The sequence below is a fragment of the Pseudomonas sp. JQ36 genome (genome assembly GCF_053851495.1).
Genome location: NZ_CM132642.1, coordinates 2,669,509 through 2,687,227, shown reverse-complemented (window position 1 = coordinate 2,687,227; position 17,719 = coordinate 2,669,509). Strand labels below are relative to the sequence as shown.

20 protein-coding genes and 1 pseudogene are annotated in these 17,719 nt (G+C 59.3%); 10 read left to right on the top strand and 11 right to left on the bottom strand.

What is annotated here, in order from left to right; genetic code table 11:
• The first annotated feature begins 61 nt into the window (after positions 1–61).
• Positions 62–562: an Lrp/AsnC family transcriptional regulator gene (locus ACS4NR_RS11935; protein ID WP_443535976.1), complete on the top strand. Its 501-nt coding sequence runs from the start codon at positions 62–64 to the stop codon at positions 560–562.
• A 13-nt stretch (positions 563–575) separates the two neighbouring features.
• Here the strand turns inward: ACS4NR_RS11935 and ACS4NR_RS11930 are convergent, their stop codons facing one another.
• From ACS4NR_RS11930 to ACS4NR_RS11900, 7 genes are all read right to left on the bottom strand, one after another.
• On the bottom strand, positions 576–1,241 hold the full coding sequence (locus ACS4NR_RS11930; protein ID WP_166497887.1) for a TIGR02466 family protein: 666 nt from the start codon (positions 1,239–1,241) through the stop codon (positions 576–578).
• A gap of 358 nt (positions 1,242–1,599) precedes the next feature.
• On the bottom strand, positions 1,600–2,385 hold the full coding sequence (locus ACS4NR_RS11925) for a transporter substrate-binding domain-containing protein (protein ID WP_456020195.1): 786 nt from the start codon (positions 2,383–2,385) through the stop codon (positions 1,600–1,602).
• A gap of 58 nt (positions 2,386–2,443) precedes the next feature.
• The gene (gene copD, locus ACS4NR_RS11920) at positions 2,444–3,313 is read right to left on the bottom strand and encodes a copper homeostasis membrane protein CopD (RefSeq protein WP_456020194.1); all 870 of its coding nucleotides are present in this window, start codon (positions 3,311–3,313) and stop codon (positions 2,444–2,446) included.
• 3 nt (positions 3,314–3,316) lie between these two features.
• Positions 3,317–3,691, bottom strand: coding sequence for a copper homeostasis periplasmic binding protein CopC (copC, locus tag ACS4NR_RS11915; RefSeq protein WP_456020193.1), 375 nt, complete (start codon positions 3,689–3,691; stop codon positions 3,317–3,319).
• 32 nt (positions 3,692–3,723) lie between these two features.
• Positions 3,724–4,590, bottom strand: a complete 867-nt coding sequence (locus tag ACS4NR_RS11910) for a copper resistance protein B (protein ID WP_456020192.1) — start codon at positions 4,588–4,590, stop codon at positions 3,724–3,726.
• Positions 4,591–4,601: 11 nt separating this feature from the next.
• Entirely contained in the window at positions 4,602–6,308 is a 1,707-nt protein-coding gene (locus tag ACS4NR_RS11905) for a copper resistance system multicopper oxidase (RefSeq protein WP_456020191.1), read from the bottom strand.
• Positions 6,309–6,410: 102 nt separating this feature from the next.
• Complete coding sequence (locus ACS4NR_RS11900) at positions 6,411–6,881, bottom strand: hypothetical protein (RefSeq protein ID WP_456020190.1); 471 nt, start codon at positions 6,879–6,881, stop codon at positions 6,411–6,413.
• A 165-nt stretch (positions 6,882–7,046) separates the two neighbouring features.
• Here ACS4NR_RS11900 and ACS4NR_RS11895 point away from each other — a divergent pair, with 165 nt between their 5' ends.
• The 5 genes from ACS4NR_RS11895 (at position 7,047) to ACS4NR_RS11875 (ending at position 11,404) form a co-directional block, all read left to right on the top strand.
• Complete coding sequence (locus tag ACS4NR_RS11895) at positions 7,047–7,712, top strand: ribonuclease T2 (RefSeq protein WP_456020189.1); 666 nt, start codon at positions 7,047–7,049, stop codon at positions 7,710–7,712.
• Positions 7,713–7,848: 136 nt separating this feature from the next.
• The gene (locus ACS4NR_RS11890) at positions 7,849–8,346 is read left to right on the top strand and encodes a PAAR domain-containing protein (protein ID WP_456020188.1); all 498 of its coding nucleotides are present in this window, start codon (positions 7,849–7,851) and stop codon (positions 8,344–8,346) included.
• Between the two features lie 3 nt (positions 8,347–8,349).
• Entirely contained in the window at positions 8,350–9,078 is a 729-nt protein-coding gene (locus ACS4NR_RS11885) for an alpha/beta hydrolase (RefSeq protein WP_095139953.1), read from the top strand.
• Positions 9,075–9,599 (top strand): hypothetical protein, encoded by a 525-nt coding sequence (locus tag ACS4NR_RS11880; RefSeq protein ID WP_095139954.1) that lies wholly within the window; start codon positions 9,075–9,077, stop codon positions 9,597–9,599. Before ACS4NR_RS11885 ends, ACS4NR_RS11880 begins: the two co-directional genes overlap by 4 nt.
• A 236-nt stretch (positions 9,600–9,835) precedes the next feature.
• Positions 9,836–11,404: a sensor domain-containing diguanylate cyclase gene (locus ACS4NR_RS11875; RefSeq protein WP_456020187.1), complete on the top strand. Its 1,569-nt coding sequence runs from the start codon at positions 9,836–9,838 to the stop codon at positions 11,402–11,404.
• A gap of 93 nt (positions 11,405–11,497) precedes the next feature.
• Here the strand turns inward: ACS4NR_RS11875 and ACS4NR_RS11870 are convergent, their stop codons facing one another.
• Together ACS4NR_RS11870 and ACS4NR_RS11865 are read right to left on the bottom strand one after the other, a co-directional pair.
• Positions 11,498–11,797 (bottom strand): hypothetical protein, encoded by a 300-nt coding sequence (locus ACS4NR_RS11870; protein ID WP_103369568.1) that lies wholly within the window; start codon positions 11,795–11,797, stop codon positions 11,498–11,500.
• A gap of 89 nt (positions 11,798–11,886) precedes the next feature.
• Positions 11,887–12,471: a GNAT family N-acetyltransferase gene (locus tag ACS4NR_RS11865; protein ID WP_166497876.1), complete on the bottom strand. Its 585-nt coding sequence runs from the start codon at positions 12,469–12,471 to the stop codon at positions 11,887–11,889.
• 127 nt (positions 12,472–12,598) lie between these two features.
• Between ACS4NR_RS11865 and xth the strand changes: the two genes are divergently transcribed.
• Positions 12,599–13,393: an exodeoxyribonuclease III gene (gene xth, locus ACS4NR_RS11860; RefSeq protein WP_456020186.1), complete on the top strand. Its 795-nt coding sequence runs from the start codon at positions 12,599–12,601 to the stop codon at positions 13,391–13,393.
• 100 nt (positions 13,394–13,493) lie between these two features.
• The gene (locus ACS4NR_RS11855; protein ID WP_456020185.1) at positions 13,494–14,321 is read left to right on the top strand and encodes an arylamine N-acetyltransferase family protein; all 828 of its coding nucleotides are present in this window, start codon (positions 13,494–13,496) and stop codon (positions 14,319–14,321) included.
• 2 nt (positions 14,322–14,323) lie between these two features.
• On the opposite strand, the gene ACS4NR_RS11850 is transcribed toward ACS4NR_RS11855, so the two are convergent.
• A complete protein-coding gene (locus ACS4NR_RS11850) occupies positions 14,324–14,656 on the bottom strand; it encodes a BrnA antitoxin family protein (protein ID WP_253149710.1) in 333 nt (110 codons plus the stop codon).
• 3 nt (positions 14,657–14,659) lie between these two features.
• Positions 14,660–14,943, bottom strand: a pseudogene (locus ACS4NR_RS11845) (BrnT family toxin).
• A 253-nt stretch (positions 14,944–15,196) separates the two neighbouring features.
• Here ACS4NR_RS11845 and ACS4NR_RS11840 point away from each other — a divergent pair.
• Together ACS4NR_RS11840 and ACS4NR_RS11835 are read left to right on the top strand one after the other, a co-directional pair.
• A complete protein-coding gene (locus tag ACS4NR_RS11840) occupies positions 15,197–16,720 on the top strand; it encodes a nucleobase:cation symporter-2 family protein (protein WP_456020184.1) in 1,524 nt (507 codons plus the stop codon).
• Between the two features lie 293 nt (positions 16,721–17,013).
• Positions 17,014–17,532, top strand: a complete 519-nt coding sequence (locus tag ACS4NR_RS11835) for a hypothetical protein (protein WP_456020183.1) — start codon at positions 17,014–17,016, stop codon at positions 17,530–17,532.
• Positions 17,533–17,719 lie beyond the last annotated feature (187 nt).

Genomic DNA, 17,719 nt, shown 5'->3' with positions numbered 1-17,719 from the left:
TCTTTGCTTTGTTTTCTTGATTCAGTAAATTATTCGGGCGTTTTTACTCAGGATCGACGTCATGCAGAAAAAAATATCCAAACGCATCAGTCTCGACGAGACCGACCTGGCGATTCTTGAGTTGCTGCAGGAAGACGCCAGTATTTCCAACTCTGAACTCAGTGAGCGGCTTTCACTGAGCCTTACGCCGTGCTGGCGACGGCGCAAGCGAATGGAGGAGGCCGGGGTGATCAAGGGCTATCAGGCCAACCTTGATCGGCGCATGCTCGGGCTGGATATCATGGCGTTCGTGCACATCCGTTTTTCCACCCACGCCGATCATGCGCCGGACGCCTTTGAGGCGGTGATTGCGCAACTGCCCCAGGTGCTGTCCTGTCACAAGATCACCGGCGATGCCGATTATGTGTTGCAGGTGCTGGCCGAGGATCTGGATAGCTACAGCGATTTCATCGAGCAAGTGCTCAGGCGCCAGGTGGGTATTGCGTCGATCCAGTCCAGCCTGGCATTGCGCGAGGTCAAGACCAGTAGCCGTATTGCGATACCCAGGCCGGTAAAGGACTGAGGGGGCGGGCGTCTCAAGTTCCAAAATTGAACGCGATGGATATTCGTGGCCTCTTCCCTTCGAAGCGTCTTACCGAATGCATCAGCCATGAGGGAAACATGATGAAGGTTCCGCTTTTGGCGGCGCAGACCGTGCTGAAGCCGGCAGTCAGACAGTCTTCGACTCTCATGCGCAAGGCCGGGTTGTAGGTCGAGGCAACCATTCCGCGCGGGTCGATGAATTCCAAGTCACCGTCGACGATCGGGTCATCTTCTCGTCCGCCGGCATCTACCCAGTAAACGCCGGACCAGAACGCGCCGGGGTGGCCATGAAGTGAGTTGCTGTGGCCAGCTTCATTTACATTGACCCAGGCGTTGAGCTTCCATTCGAAGTGCGGCTCGGTCAGTCCATACAGGTCGCTATGAACGGCGGTGAGTTGGCCGGCGAATGCTTTGGCGAATTTAACCAGCGCTTTGCAGGCATCTCCTTCCCAATTTGCGAAGTCATTGGCGGACTGCCAACCGCCGTCGTTGCTGCGTTGGGTACCGTTGCGATCTTGAGCCATGTGATTGGAGATGATGGCTTTCAACTCAGCGTTGAGTTTTTCTGCACCCGGGTACTGGATACTCGCCAATGGGGTTGCGAACAGTCGTCGAATTTTTATCAGTTCTGGATTGACCAGTTGGGTGCCCGACTGCATTTGACGTTTGATTCCTTTCGGTGAGTTGCAATAACGATACCGAATGAAAAAACCAGTTGATGTAAACCTTTGTTAAACCCGATGGGGTTATTGTAAATGTCGGAATTGACGCGATTTTGGTGTCAATCAAGCAGCGTTGATCCGTTCGATTACCGGCGCCAGTGCAGGGCGCTTGTTCCGCCATTCGTCTTTGACAGCTCCGGGATGCTGCATGACGATTGATAGATTTCCTGGTTGAAAATCAATGTGGCGAGGGAGCTTGCTCCCGCCGGGGCGCGAAGCGGCCCCTCAAGAGAAGGCCTGATACGCAGTCCAGCGGGAGCAAGCTCCCTCGCCACAAGTGTTTGTGCCTTGGAGATTACTGCGGCAGCGCAAGCCACTCGCCAAGGACCTGCTGATATTTGCCAGTCACTTTGTTCAAATGCAGCCACTGATCGACGTACAGTTTCCAGCTGATGTCATCGCGCGGCAGCAGGTACGCCTTTTCGCCGTACTGCATGTACTGGTGCGGATTCACCGCGCACAACCCCGGTCTGAGTTTCTGCTGATACAGCGCTTCCGACGCGTCGGTGATCATTACGTCGGCTTTGTTGTCGAGCAGTTGCTGGAAGATCGTCACGTTGTCGTGCAGCGCCAGTTGCGCCTTGGGCAGGAAGGCGTGGACGAAGGCTTCGTTGGTGCCGCCGGCGGGTTCGACCAGACGCACGTTGGGCTGGTTGATCTGCTCGACGGTCTGGTACTTGCTGACATCGGCGCAGCGCACCAGCGGGATCTTGCCGTCGCTGTCGAGGGTGTTGCTGAAGTAGGCTTTTTTCTGCCGCTCCAGCGTCACCGAAATGCCGCCCATGCCGATGTCGCACTTGCCGGCCTGCATGTCCGGCATCAGGGTTTTCCAGGTGGTCTGCACCCATTCGACCTTGACCCCGAGGCTGTCGGCCAGCGAGCGCGCCATGGCGATGTCGATGCCCTCGAAGTCGCCGTCGGTGCGCTTGAAGGTGTAGGGCTTGTAGTCGCCGGTGGTGCAGACGCGCAGTTGGCCTTGTTGCTGGATGCTGTCGAGGTGCGAAGGGCTTTCCTGCGCCTGAACGCCGGCGGCCAGGGTCAGCGCGCCGCAAAGGATCATCGTGCTTTTTAGAATGGTCATGGACATCGGGCTTCTGCAGAGGACGGTGAGCCAGTGTAGTGAAAGGCCTTCGCGGGTGTCATCCCGCGTCCGGACTCAACGTGCCGAGCCACGCCACCAACGCCACGATCAGCAGGGCCAGGCCCAGTTCCAGCAGCACGCTGCGCCTGAGTGCATTCGCCGCGATTGCGTGCTGTCCATCGCGTATGGATCGCTTCAGCGCAGGCCCAAGGTGAAAGCGGTTCAGCGCGGCCAGCACCAGCATCGCGGCAAACAGCAAAACCTTGATCGCCAGCAACATCCCATAGGTGCCGAGCAGCACGTCGTCCAGCCTCGGGCCGACGATGAACAGGTAATTGACCACGCCGCTCACCGACAGCGTCAGCACAATCGCCGCGCCGATCCACTCGAAGCGTTTCACCGCCGCAGCCAGCAGGCGAGTCCGCGCTTCATCCACACCATCCCGCGTCAGCAGCACCAGCGCCAGCATGCCGCCCAACCATGCCCCCGCCGCCAGTAAATGCAGGATGTCGCTGAGGAAATGCCAGAGTCGCAGCCAGCCTTCGTCCATTGCCCCGTGCCCACTCCAGGCGAGGGAGCTGAGGGCGACCGCGCCGGCCATCGACGCGAGCCACTTCCCCGGCTGAACCAGCACCACGATCAGCGCAATCATGCGCAGCGCCCATGCCAGCCCGACGTCCGTTTCCAGCAGCATCATCTGCAGGTGCGGCCAGAGTGCGGCGAGTTCGGTTTCGCCACTCATGGCGCTCGTCATCAGCAGCAGTCCAGCGACTGACAGCAGGGCACCGAGCAACGCCAATCCACGCAACAGCGGCTTGAAACGCAGCGGCGCGTTGACGTTGTATAGCGCAAACAACGCCACCCCGAACAACAGCAACAAATCCACATACAACGCCAGGCGCAGAATGATGTTGATCAACTCAGCCATCGCTCACTTCACTTTGAACGTGACGTTGCCGGTGATCGGGTGCGTGTCGGACGACACCGCGCGCCACTCGACTTTGTAGGTGCCGGCGGGCAATGGCGCGAGCGGGGTGACGAGCATCGATTTCGGGTCGCTGCCGGCGCTGACTTTGGCCTTCATCGGCATCGGCGAATGAGCCATGCCGGGCATCTCGGTCATGACCAGTTTGGCGCCGGAGAACCGGGTCAGCAGGCTCTCGGAAAAGTGCAGTTCGATCTTGTCGGGTGCCGCGCCGTCGGCACCATCGGCCGGGGTCGATGACAGCAGTTTCGGGTGGGCTTGGGCGAGGCTGCTCAGGAGCAATCCGCTGGCGAGTACAAGGGTGATATTCAACGTGCGCATGCAAGACCTCTGGGGTGTTTTTCAGTGGGAATTCAGAACCACAGCCGCACACCGAGCACGAGCCGTGCTTCGCTGCGACTGTCGCCTTCTTCGCGGACGTAATCGGCGGTGTTGCCGTAGGTGCGGTGCCACGTCACGCCGAGGTACGGCGCAAATTCGCGGCGGATTTCGTAGCGCAGGCGCAGGCCGGCTTCAGTGTTCGACAGGCCGGAGCCGAGGCCCCGTTGCGGGTCGTTTTTGCCGTAGACGTTGAGCTCGGCGGTGGGCTGCAGGATCAGCCGATTGGTCAGCAGAATGTCGTAATCGCCCTCCAGCCGCAGTGCGCTTTGTCCGCCTTCGCCGAGAAACGCCGTGGCCTCGGCTTCGAAGTTGTACAGCGCCATGCCCTGCACACCGAACGCGGCCCAGGTTTGTGGGGCGCCGGGTTTGAAGTCCTGACGCACGCCGCTGACCACGTCCCACCACGGCGAAATCGCGTGGCCCCACAATGCCTGGAGCTCAGCGTCCTCGGTCTTGCCGTTGCTGCGTTCGCCTTCGGAGCGCAGCCACAGGCGATCAATGTCGCCGCCAATCCAGCCGGACAGATCCCAGGACAAAGCGCTGCCGTCATCGGCGTTTTGCCATTCGAGTTTGTCGGCGAGGAAGTAGCTGTTGATCGCGCTGTCGTGCACCTGATGGCCGCCGGGGCTGACAAACACGGCGGCGCGGTCGGCGTCGGTCAGCACCGGGATCGGCGTGCGGCTTTCAGTCGGCGCGGCGGGCTGCATCATGCCGTCGTCCATGCTTTGCATCGAGTGATCCATGCCGGGCATCTGGCTGTGATCCATGCCTTGCATGTCGTCGGCGGCCAAGGCGGAAGTGCTGATGAGCAATACGGAGAACGCTGCGAATCGAGTCATGTTCGGCCCCTTCATTCTTCCACCCGCACTTCGCGGAACATGCCGGTTTCCATGTGATAAAGCAGATGGCAGTGATAGGCCCAGCGGCCCAATGCATCGGCCGTCACCCGATAGCTGCGACGGGTACCGGGGGGCATGTCGATGGTGTGTTTGCGCACCTGAAAGTTGCCGTTTTCGTCTTCCAGATCGCTCCACATGCCGTGCAGGTGGATGGGGTGGGTCATCATGGTGTCGTTGACCAGCACCAGACGGATGCGCTCGCCGTACTTGAGGCGCAGCGGCTTGGCGTCGGAGAATTTGATGCCGTTGAACGACCAGGCGAACTTCTCCATGTGCCCGGTCAGGTGCAGCTCGATCGTGCGCCCGGGATCGCGGCCGTCGGGGTCTTCGAAGGTGCTGCGCAGGTCGGCGTAGGTCAGCACGCGACGGCCGTTGTTGCGCAGGCCGAGGCCGGGGTCGTCGAGTTTCGGCGCGGTGCTCATGGCTTGCATGTCCACCAGCGGATTGTCCTGTTCGCTGGCGGGGTGCGATTGCATCGGGCCCATCGCCGAGTGATCCATGCCCGCCATGTCGCTCATGTCCATCGAGCCGTGATCCATGCCGGCCATGCCCATGTCATCCATGGTGACCAACGGGCGCGAGTCCAGCGCAGGCACCGGTGCTGCCAGACCGGCGCGGGTGGCGAGGGTGGCGCGGGCGTAACCGCTGCGATCCATGGCCTGGGCGAACAGGGTGCAGGCCTCGCTGTCAGGCTCGACGATCACGTCGTAGGTCTCCGCCACGGCGATGCGCAGCTCGTCGACGCTGACCGGTTTGACGTGCAAACCGTCCGCCGCGACCACGGTCATTTTCAGCCCGGGAATGCGCACGTCGAAGTAAGTCATGGCCGAGCCGTTGATCAGCCGCAGGCGCAGTTTTTCGCCTAGGCGAAACAGCCCGGTCCAGTTGCTGTCGGGCGTATGGCCGTTGATCAGGAAGGTATAGGTGGCGCCACTGACGTCGGCGATGTCGGTGGGGTTCATCTTCATTTGCGCCCACATCGTGCGGTCGGCGACGGTGGCGCCCCAGCCTTTGTCGCTGACGTCGTCGATGAAATCGCCAACGGTGCGCTTGTGGTAGTTGTAGTAGTCGGACTGCTTTTTCAGGGTCTTCATCAGGCTGGCCGGGTCTTTGTCGGTCCAGTCGCTGAGCATCACCACGTAGTCGCGGTCGTACTGGAACGGCTCCGGCTCTTTCGCGTCGATCACCAGCGGCCCGTAGACCCCGGCCTGCTCCTGCAGGCCGGAATGGCTGTGATACCAGTAAGTGCCGTGCTGCCGCACCTTGAACTGGTAGACGTATACGCCACCCGGTTCGATGCCGTGAAAACTCAGACCCGGCACGCCGTCCATGTTGGCCGGCAGCAGGATCCCGTGCCAGTGAATCGAAGTGCTGTCCTTGAGCCGGTTGCGCACGCGCAACGTCACCGTGTCACCCTCGCGCCAGCGCAAGAGCGGGCCGGGCAGACTGCCGTTGATGGTCAGCGCGGTGCGCGGGCTGCCGGTAAAGTTGACCGGAGTTTCGCCGATGAACAGCTCGAATTCGCTGCCGCTCAGTTCGTTGATCTGCCCAGGCGGGTTCAGCGCCCAGACCGGCGCGCGCCACAGACCGAGGCTGCCGAGCAGGCCGCTGGCGGCCAGGCCTTTGACGAAGGTGCGTCTTGAGGTGTTGGAAGGCATGCGCTGGAGGTCCCCGTTTGATACATGACGGAGAGGCTAACCAGCGCTGGCTTTCAGTTGGCTGAGAGGAGGATTACAGTTTTGACAGCTTCGCCGCTCGCGTTACAGGCCGAGCCCTTCCTGCACCACCTGCAACAGATTGTTCTCGGTCAGCGCAATCGCATCCAGTTCCTGACCGGTTTCCACCGTTTGCAACCACCAATGGCTTTCATGATGTTCATCGACGGTGCGCAGCAGATAGGTGTTGCGCTCGGGCAGGGTGATCTGCACGCGACCGGCGCCGTCCTCGGTAAACCGTGCGATGGGATCAAAGGTCAGGGTTTGTTGATTGGCTTCGATCACCAGTTGGTCGATCGCGTAATCGTGGCTTTCGCCATCGGGTGAGCTCTCGCAAACGTGGGTCGGGTTGCGGCGAATCTTCAGGCCGACTTCGGTGACGGGTTGCAACCAGGCCTCGATGCGGTGGTACAGATCGTAGACCTGCGCCGGCCAGCAATCGATCTCCAGCGCGGCATCCGCACGGGTGTGCCGGGTTTGCTGGAGTTTGGCGGCGAGTTCGTCTGCTTTACTCATTTCGGATCCCTTGGTTTGATGTCTGCCTGTTAATCGTAGACCGTTCAACGGCGTACGGCCTTGCCTTGCGTCATGCGCTTGCAACACAAGCATGGCGAAATCAGCGCTGGCCAAGTCTGGTCAGCATCAAAAACCACGGACGCAGGCGTCCCAAGGAGCGGGTCCATGAAAAAGCTGTTTACAATTCTGGCGCTGATTGCGCTGACGGCCGGTAGCATCGGCCTGAGTTCGGCGCGTCAGTCGAACGCCAGCAAGGTACAAACGGATGCGGTGGCGGGGCAGTTCGATTACTACCTGCTGAGCTTGTCCTGGTCGCCAACGTTTTGCCTGACGCACAAAGATGACGCGCAATGTTCCGGCAAGGGCTACGGCTTCGTGTTGCACGGCTTGTGGCCGCAATACGCCAACGGCGGCTGGCCGGAATCTTGCCCACCGCTGACCACGCTGTCTGCGGCGGAAACCACCAAAGGCCTGACGCTGTTCCCGACCAGGAAACTGCTCGATCACGAATGGTCCAAACACGGCACCTGCAGCGGTCTGGGCGCGATGGGCTATCTGGATGAAGCGGACAAAGCGGTTGGCGCGGTGAAAATCCCGCAGGAGCTGCAACCGTTCAGCAGCTCCTACTACTTCGAAGCCCAGGAAATCGCCGACCTGTTCCGCAAGGCCAACCCGGGGATTCCGGCCAATGGCATCGCGGTGATTTGCAGCGGCCCGGAACTCTCGGAAGTGCGGGTGTGCATGGGCAAGGATCTGCAGTTCGGCGCGTGCGGCAAGGGCGTGAAGACCCAGTGCCGGGCGGGGGATATTCGGGTGCCGCCGTCGCGTTGATATGAGCGGTTCCACGAACAGGAAAGGGCGCCCGAGCGGGCGCCTTTTTTTTGCCTGGAGGTTTGAAGCACCCGGAAAATTCACGCATGCTTGCGCCCCCCAAAAGGATGACCCGCCACACTGCAAGGAGCTGTTCATGAGCGGAAAACCCGCCGCCCGCGTCACCGATCCGACCGCCTGCCCACTCCCGGGACATGGCACCAATCCAATTGCCAGTGGCTCGCCGAATGTGAATTTCGACGGCTTGGCGGCTGCGCGAATGACTGATAAAACCGCGTGCGGTAGCCCGATTACTGGCGGCGTTTCCTCGACGGTGTTTATCAATGGCTTAAATGCCGCGACCCTGGACAGCACCGGTGGGCACGGCAACGTGGTCATTGGCGGGTCGGGCACGGTCATCATTGGTGACACGGTAACAGCGGCGCCTTTCAGCGGTTTGCTGCCAATGCCGGTGCATTTCACGGACAAGTTGAAGCTGGTCAATGACGTGACCGGTGAGCCCATGATCAATCATCCCTACGTGATCCAGCGCGCAGACGGACGTCTGGAGCACGGGGTGTCTGACGCTAACGGGTTCACCCACGAAGTCAGCTCGCACCTGCCTGAAACCATCAAGTTGTTTTTGGAGGAGTGAGGCATGGCGGCTGAAACAGTAACGTGCGCGAAAGGCAACAATTACAAGCTGCACAAGGAACATGCGCTGACGGATAAGAAGGATGTCAGTGACAAGCCTGTGCCGGTGGAGAGTACCAAGGCGATTGTTGTTTTTGTCGGAGGCGCCGGGGATAAGGAAAGTTATTATTTTTCGGGGCCTTATGGAAACATCCAAGAGGCACGGAAGGATTTTGATGAGCGCACGACAAGCTTGGCTAAGGAGGGTAAATACAAGTCTGAGTGGCTGGGCTACAACGAAGTCAGAGGAAAACAGGATATTCAGCGTCATGTCCTGAGTCTGATTCCCTACAAGAGCTGTCCTGTCTATATCGTGGGTCATAGCCTTGGCGGTTGGAATGGTGCGCATCTGACAAAGATCATGTCGGAATGGGGTTACCGGATTCAGATGCTGATTACCCTTGATCCCGTGGGTGAAGGGGCCCTGGTCTGGTTGGGTTCTGATATTTATCGCGAACGTCCTGATCCAATTGCTGCCGATTGGATCAATATCAAAGCAATGCCAACTAAAAGAGATTCGTCAGATGGAGTCGCTGATTTTGGTGAAAAGTGGCTTATCTCATGTGGCCCTTCATTGAACGTCAATGTAGACACTAATCATGCAAATGCATGGGGGTTGTTTACTGCCCGTATCGCGGGGAGCAAATCGGCAGCCGATATGCTTTTTGACTCAATCATGAAGGATTTTCCATGATGTACAGGTTACTACTTTGCGGCTTGCTCGCTTTCTGCTCTGGTTGTGCGAAGGATCACACAAAGCCTCCCGCAAACCTGAGCTTCGAATCTGTGGAAAGAGAAAAGTCGCTGCTATACATCATCCGGTATCAGTCGGACGTTGATGTGTTGGATCTTTTTGATCGCGGGGAGCGAGTTGGGATGATTTCGGGCATGCTTCATTGCGCATTGGCGGATGATCATGATTTCTCAGTAGGCAAAGCCATACAGTTTTCCGCCACCGGTTTGATACGCTCGGAAAAAAATGAAAACAACAAGGCCAAGTTTTCCTATCTCACCCGCGCATTCTTGAGTGAAACTTCAAGCAACCGGAGTTCTGAAAGAAATCTCTCGGTGGCAGAACTGAACAACCTCCTCGCCAACAAACAACAAATCCCCTGCAAAGTCGTCGTCACCGCGTACGGCTACAAACCCTACTACTCAAACACCATGAACCTACCGGTCGCGGATCTGCTGCGCGAAATCAACAAACCCCGATAGCCGTCATCGGTGCCCTGCGCGATTGCCCTGCGCAGATACGCGAGGGCGATCGCCCGCAAAACCACCACTGAAAATAAATCGACGTGCGGAGGTCATCCAAATCCCTTGCGCGCCGATACAGCGGGGCAGGCGTGTGTTGGCGGGGCGGGTTTGCTGTGCGCACCCCGCTGGGCTACGCTCATGAAAAGTAAGGGTTTCGGGCTGCGGCCCCTGTCGTACCTGCCCAGGACACGTTTTTGCCAATCCCCATTCACGACCCGCATCAGACTCCCGGCACGCTTAAACGCCTGCCACTGCGCAAGGCGGCAGCGCTGTTCATCGTTGCGGTGTGCCTGTGTCTGTGCGGATTGCTTTATCTGCAGCTGGAACAGACACGACGCCAGGATCTGGCAAATGCGCAAATCGCCTCCACCAACCTGACCCGAGCCATGGCGCAGCAGGCCGAAGACACGTTTCTGGCCGCGGACTTGGTGCTTACCAGTCTGGCCGACTGGGTCGAGGACGATGGGTACGGCGCCGCGCAGCGACCACGCCTGCAAAAAACCTTCGCGCGCCGAGTGCAGCAACTGGAGCAGTTACACGGCATGTTTCTGTTCGATCGCGAGGGCCAGTGGGTGATCACTTCGTTCGCTGATCTGCCCCGTGGCAACGGTGTCGCCGACCGCGAGTACTTCAAGTTTCACCAGCAGAATGCTTCCAGCGTGGCGCATATCGGCCCGGCGATTCGCAGCCGCGAGAATGGCGAGTGGGTCATCCCGATCTCGAAACGCCTCAACGATCGCGCCGGCAATTTCCAGGGCGTGCTGATGGCCGGGATCAAGATGGCGTACTTCGACCGGTTCTTCAAAAGCTTCAGCCTTGATGACAGCGGCATCATGTTTCTCGGACTCAAGGACGGCACGTTGCTCGCGCGGCGGCCGTTCGACGAAGGCCTGATCGGCTCGTCGCTGGCGCAAGGCCGGATTTATCAGAAGCTGCTGCCCGAAGCCCCTGCCGGCACCGCGATGATCAAGTCGGTGGTCGACGGCGTGGTGCGTTTGTATGGCTACCGCCAGTTGGGCTCGTATCCGCTGGTGGTCGCGGCGGCATCATCGCGCGACACGATTCTCAAGGGTTGGTACGAGCGAGCCTTTCAGTCCAGCGTGATTGTGGCGCTGGTGATTCTTGGCGTCGGACTGTTCGGCTGGGTGTTCATTCATCAGGTACGCGACGGCGAGCGAATCGAGAAAAACCTGCGTAAGGCACAGCGCACACTGGAGCAGATCGCTACCCATGACAGCCTGACGGGGCTGGCGAATCGGCGGCTGTTCGAACGCTCGCTGGAGGTCGAATTTGCCCGCGGTGCACGGCAGTCGAGTCCGGTCGGCCTGATCATGCTCGATATAGATTTCTTCAAACGCTACAATGATGCCTACGGGCATGTGGCAGGGGATCACTGCCTGACTCAGGTGGCCCAGGTGCTGAAGAACTGCTCGCAACGCAAGTCTGACCTGGCGGTGCGCTACGGTGGCGAGGAGTTCGCGGTGTTGCTGCCGGGCAACGACATCAACGGCACGCTGGCGATTGCCGGGCAGATCCGTCGCAGCGTGATGGATAAACGCATTACTCACAGCGGTTCGCCCACCGGTTACCTGACGGTGAGTCTGGGCTGCTACTCATTTATTCCGAGCGGCAATGACAGCCTCGAAGTGTTTATCCAGCGTGCTGATGCGGCGCTGTATCAGGCAAAAAATGCCGGGCGCAATCGCGCGGCAGTGTTGTCGCTGGAGGAGGGTGTTGCCGAGCTGATGCGGTCGGATCGCTAAAAGCCTCCGCGCTTGATCTGTGGCGAGGAATCAGATTCCAGCGCCACAGATTCATGCTTTTATGCCGGATCACCAGCGGTCACGCTTGTTCGTTCAGCTGCCTGTGCCACCACCGGCACCGCCAGTTCCGCCGCCGGCCGAACCGGTGCCGCCCCCCGCTCCCGATCCAGAACCCATGGTGCCGCTGTTAGTGCCGGTACCCTTGCCGGCGCCATCGGTACTGTCACCGTTTTTCGGTGCGCCGGGGTTGGTATTGGGTGGCATGTTGGTGCCACTTGTAGCACCGGATTTGGTGCCTGAGGCATCTGCCCCGTCATTGGCGGCAAAAGCGCCGACCGAGGCGGTGGCCAGCAGCCCGGTGAGCAACAGGGAAGTCAGTTTGCGCGTTGTCATGGTATGTCTCCAGAAAGGCTCGGTTACCTGACTTTGGTCTGACGGCAGCAGTCGTTGGTGCCGATTGGCTGACGAGCGGTTGTCGAGCCTCAGCCTCGATCCTCAGCCAGCTTCTGCTCCAGCGCCTGCCGCACCTGCGGCCATTCGTCATCGATAATGCTGAAACGCACCGAGTTACGCTTGCGGCCGTCCGGCATGATCCGCTCGTGGCGCACAATGCCTTCCTGTTGCGCACCGAGGCGCAGAATCGCGTTGCGCGACTTCTGGTTGTTCTCGTCGGTGGTGAACTGCACTCGCACGCAATCGAGCACCTCGAAGGCATGGCGCAACATCAGGTATTTGGCTTCGGTGTTGACGAAGGATTTCTGCCAGCGTGCCGCGATCCAGCTACTGCCGATTTCCAGCTTGCGATTGAGCGGGTCGATCTTCCAGAACCTGGTCGAGCCGATCACTTCGCCGCTATCCTTCAACACGATCACAAACGGCATGACCGTGCCGGCGTCGCGGCCGTCGAGGGCTTTTTTCAGATAGCTGTCGATGGTGCTCGCCGAAGGGACCACGGTGACGGTGAGGTTCCACAGTTCGCCGTCGGCGGCAGCGCGGAGCAGGGCGTCGGCGTCGCTGTACTGAAGCGGACGCAGGAGGATGCGCGGGCCTTGCAGCGTGGTGAGCATGGAATCGAGTCTCGGCAGTTCTGGGCAGTGGCGAGCGCCTATTACGCCGCAGCCGGTTGATCCGATGCAACCACCGCCGTCAGCACAGGGTCACAAATTTCACACCTTGTTCGCCGGAGCCTGGACGATGAAAAACCTGCGGATTGCCACGTTCAACGTCAACGGCCTGCGCGCGCGCTTGCCGAACCTGCTGGAGTGGCTCAAGCGCGAGCAACCGGACATCGCCTGCCTGCAGGAGCTCAAGTCGGTCGACAGTGCGTTCCCGGTAGCTGAACTGGAAGCCGCCGGTTACGGCGCGATCTGGCACGGGCAGGCGTCGTGGAACGGCGTGGCGATCCTCGCTCGCGATGCGGAGCCGCTGGAGAGCCGTCGCGGTCTGCCGGGCGATCCCGACGACAAGCACAGCCGTTATCTGGAGGCGGCGGTGCACGGTGTACTGGTCGGCTGCCTGTACCTGCCCAACGGCAACCCGCAGCCGGGGCCGAAATTCGACTACAAACTGGCCTGGTTTGAACGCCTGATCCGCTATGCAAAGGATCTGCAAAGCAGTGATCATCCGGTGGTGCTGGCCGGCGATTACAACGTGGTGCCCACCGATATGGACATCTACAACACCCGTTCCTGGCTCAAGGATGCGCTGCTGCAACCCGAAAGTCGCGAGTGTTATCAGCGGCTGCTGGATCAGGGCTGGACCGATTCGCTGCGCCATCTGTATCCCGACGAGCGCCTCTACACCTTCTGGGATTACTTCCGCCAGCATTGGCAAACCAACTCCGGTCTGCGCATCGATCATCTGCTGCTCAACCCGGCACTCAGTCCGTATCTGCACGAGGCCGGGGTAGACGCCTGGGTGCGTAACGAACCGCACGCCAGCGATCATGCGCCGACCTGGATTCGCATCGGTTCACGCAAGCGTCGGTAGCGCTGATTGGCGAAATCAATTGTCGGAGTCGGGGCCCGATCCCGTATACCTGTCGGCCAGCGGCGCAGCGAGCCGCGGCCACATGCAAAAGGACTGAGCAATGAGCGAGCCACGTCTGGCGAATCCGACGTTGTACCTGCAACACCTGGGGTTTGACACCCCACCGGCCCCTACACTGGCAACCCTGCGGCAACTGCAGATGCGCCATACCGGCGTCTTTCCCTTCGAGAACCTGTCGACGATCACTGGCGCGCCGGTGCTGATCGATCTGGCGTCGATCGAACAAAAGGTTCTCCACGGTGGCCGGGGTGGTTACTGCTACGAACTGAACAATCTGTTTCTGGCGTTGCTGCAGGAATTGGGCTTCGAGGCCCGCGGCATCTCCGGCCGCGTGGTATTGGCGCAACCCGAGGGCACGTGGACAGCGCGGACCCATCGCTTGAGCCTGGTGATCATCGATGACGAGCGCTACATCACCGACGTCGGTTTTGGCGGCATGGTGCCGACCGCGCCGCTGCTGCTCGATACCGAGGCCGCACAGTCGACGCCGCACGAGTCCTATCGCATCGATAAACAGGCCGACGGCTACATGCTGCGTGCCAGTGTTGCGGGGGAGTGGCGCGCGATGTACCTGTTTGATCTGCAACGCCAGGAAGACATCGATTACACGCTCGGCAACTGGTACGTCTCGACCCATCCCGAGTCCCCGTTCGCCAACCGGCTGATGGTTGCGCGCACTGGCGATGGCTGGCGACGGACACTGAACAACGGCAGTTTCGCGATTCAGCACATGGGCGCCGACAGCGAGCGACGCGAGGTGGCGGATGTCGATGAGTTGATCAAGGTGCTGGAGCAGGAGTTCGGCCTGAGCTTGCCTGACCAGCCGCATGTGCGCGAGTCGCTGGCGCGGATGCTCGTACCGGCCTGATCTCAGGGCTTTGCCTCCGGTTCCAATACCCGGCGGATTTCCCCGACCGCCGCCGAGAGCTTTTTTTCCAGACTCTTGAGGTCGGCGGCGGTGATGCCTTTCTTGAATTGCCCGGAGTGGTGCGGCTCGACGTCCTGCGTTTTGCTGCCAGCCTCCAGCAGGGCATGGCGCAGAGTGTTGTTGATCACCGTCTGATAACCGAAGCCTTCGTTTTCCGCCACGCTGCGGGCGGCTTCGATGACGGCGTCATCGAGCATGATGGTGATGCGGGTCTTGCCCTTGGCGGGCGCCAAGGCACCGCGCTTGCCCTGCGAGAAATCGTATTCGTCTTTCATTGATCAAGCCTCCAGAAAATATGCGCGACGTTCGCTCGGTGTGGCGACACGTGCAGAAATGATTCGTACGACGTTGGCTTCGCGATGACTGTACGCAACCACTAGCAAGCGCCCTTTACCGTCGAGGCCGAGGGTGATCCAGCGCTGTTCGTCATGGTCGTTGTCCTCGATCGTCAGCGCGCGTTCGTCATGAAAGACCGACTCGGTCTCGGCAAGGCTTACAGCCCTGTGCTTGAGTTTGTTGGCTGCGTTCTTGTTTTGTCGTACTGAATTTCGAATGACTTTATTATGCATACTTTATATGTATAAAAAAGAGCGCCGGTGCACCGCTGGTCGCCATGAACACTTCAGCCTAGTGCGATAAAAACCGTGGGCAGGAGGGGATGTGTTGCCGGATTTGTGGGGGATCGAAGCGCCGGGGTAGAAGCTTGGGTGGCTACCTATCCATTATGTGACTGACAAGTTGTATACAACTCTATGGACATTTGTCACGAGTATTGAATACAGTGTGCGCATAACAAAAACCAGGGAACCCCCCACATGAAAACGCCCCATGTTTCACACCAACGGCCCGAGGACGAAAATCTCGGGGTCGGCGCGAATATGGCTTACGGCCTGCAACATGTTCTGACCATGTACGGCGGTATCGTTGCGGTGCCACTGATCATCGGCCAGGCGGCCGGGCTGTCGCCGGCGGACATTGGTCTGTTGATTGCTGCTTCATTGTTTGCGGGGGGGCTGGCGACACTGCTGCAAACCCTGGGTCTACCGTTTTTTGGCTGTCAGTTGCCGCTGGTGCAGGGCGTGTCGTTCTCCGGTGTGGCGACCATGGTCGCCATCGTCAGCAGTGGCGGGGAGGGCGGCTTCCAGTCGGTGCTGGGCGCGGTGATTGCCGCGTCGTTGATCGGCTTGCTGATCACCCCGGTATTCTCGCGAATCACCAAGTTTTTTCCTCCGCTCGTCACCGGCATCGTGATCACCACCATTGGCCTGACGCTGATGCCGGTGGCCGCACGCTGGGCCATGGGTGGCAATAGCCACGCGCCGGACTTCGGCAGCATGCAGAACATCGGTCTGGCGGCGGTGACGCTGGTGTTGGTGTTGCTGCTGAGCAAGGTCGGCAGTTCGACCATCTCGCGCCTGTCGATCCTGTTGGCCATGGTGATCGGCACGATTCTGGCGGTGTTCCTCGGCATGGCCGATTTCTCCAGTGTCACCCAAGGGCCGATGTTCGGCTTTCCGACGCCGTTCCACTTCGGCATGCCGACCTTCCACTTCGCCGCGATCCTGTCGATGTGCATCGTGGTCATGGTGACACTGGTGGAAACCTCGGCGGACATCCTCGCGGTCGGTGAGATCATCGGCACCAAGGTCGACTCCAAACGCCTGGGCAACGGTTTGCGCGCGGACATGTTGTCGAGCATGTTTGCGCCGATCTTCGGTTCCTTCACCCAGAGCGCCTTCGCGCAGAACGTCGGGCTGGTGGCGGTGACCGGGATCAAGAGCCGTTTTGTGGTGGCCACCGGCGGTATCTTCCTGGTCATTCTCGGGCTGCTGCCGTTCATGGGCCGGGTGATCGCTGCAGTGCCGACTTCGGTGCTGGGCGGCGCCGGTATCGTGCTGTTCGGTACGGTGGCGGCGAGCGGGATTCGCACACTGTCGAAGGTCGATTACCGCAACAACGTCAACCTGATCATCGTCGCCACCTCGATCGGCTTCGGCATGATCCCGATTGCCGCACCGAACTTCTACGATCATTTCCCGAGCTGGTTCGCGACCATTTTCCACTCGGGCATCAGCTCCTCGGCGATCATGGCGATTGTGCTCAACCTGACCTTCAACCACTTCACTGCCGGCAACTCGGATCAGCAGTCGGTGTTTGCCGCAGCGGAAGAACGCACCCTGCGTTATCGCGACCTGGCGGCGCTGCGTGAGGGCGATTACTTCAGCGACGGCAAGCTGCACGATTGCGATGGCAAGGAAGTGCCGGTGATCGAGCCTGATGAACACGATCATGGGCATGGCGTCCCGAAGGTGCAGGTGAAGAGTGGCGAGCATGTCTGAGCGCTGACTGCATGAAAGAGGCCGATCTGTTGTGAGACAGATCGGCCTTTTCGTTTGAGTGCTGCTGAATATGCTCAGTCGGGTCGAGCATGACGTTGTCTGGCTTCCACTCTGATAGCTCAGGGCAATCGAATTGGCGCGCCAGGCTCGATAACAGCTGTGTATCGAGGCTGTTGCGACGTGTGACCATTCATCGGAAATCCGCTCCGACCTGATAGTTCTGACAGTAGCCAGCGCCTTCTATTACTCCCTTAATAACTCCGTCGTCCAACCAATCGATAGGAGTTCCACTTATGTCATCTACATCGCTAAAATCCCGCGACGAAAACTTTCAGTCATATCCGGTGGGCAGAAAAATATCAGAGCCCTTTGTTGGATCACTCGAGGGGAAACACACCGAAGCGACGGTTTTTATTACCGCGGGATTGTCTGATAGTAATTGTACAGTAACCCCTGAGCCGAGCCTGAAGGCCGAACTGTATGGCCAAGGGAGTGAGGACTACTTTGGGTACGGCTTGACACTGAAAGAGGGGAGTGCCACGAGTGCAAAAATCATCGGCCACGTGTCGTTCCCATCCAGAATGATTGTCTATAGGGATTTACTATTGGAAGGGAAGAAATTGGAAGGAGAATCTCTAAAACTATTCGAAGGCGAAGGCAATTTTCAATTTAATGAAAGTATCACCCCAAAAAACGGCAAAGACTTTGATGAAGTAAGATTACAGATGACGACTACGATTGCAGGTGTGAAGACCTACAGTTTCACGTTACGTACTATTGCCTTCACACTCAAAGACAATCACCCTTCATAAAGCATCACTGACGTGAAAACCGGTAATCCATGCCCTAGTGCCTCCTCTTGATGGGGAGGCGCTGCTCAAGCTGGCGCCTTATTCTACGCATGGCGCTCATCACTGACGCATTTCTCCCGCCACCAGCAACTGCTCATGCATTCTCCACGGGTTCGAAAAGACAAGTAGCTGGCCTGTCGAGTGATTC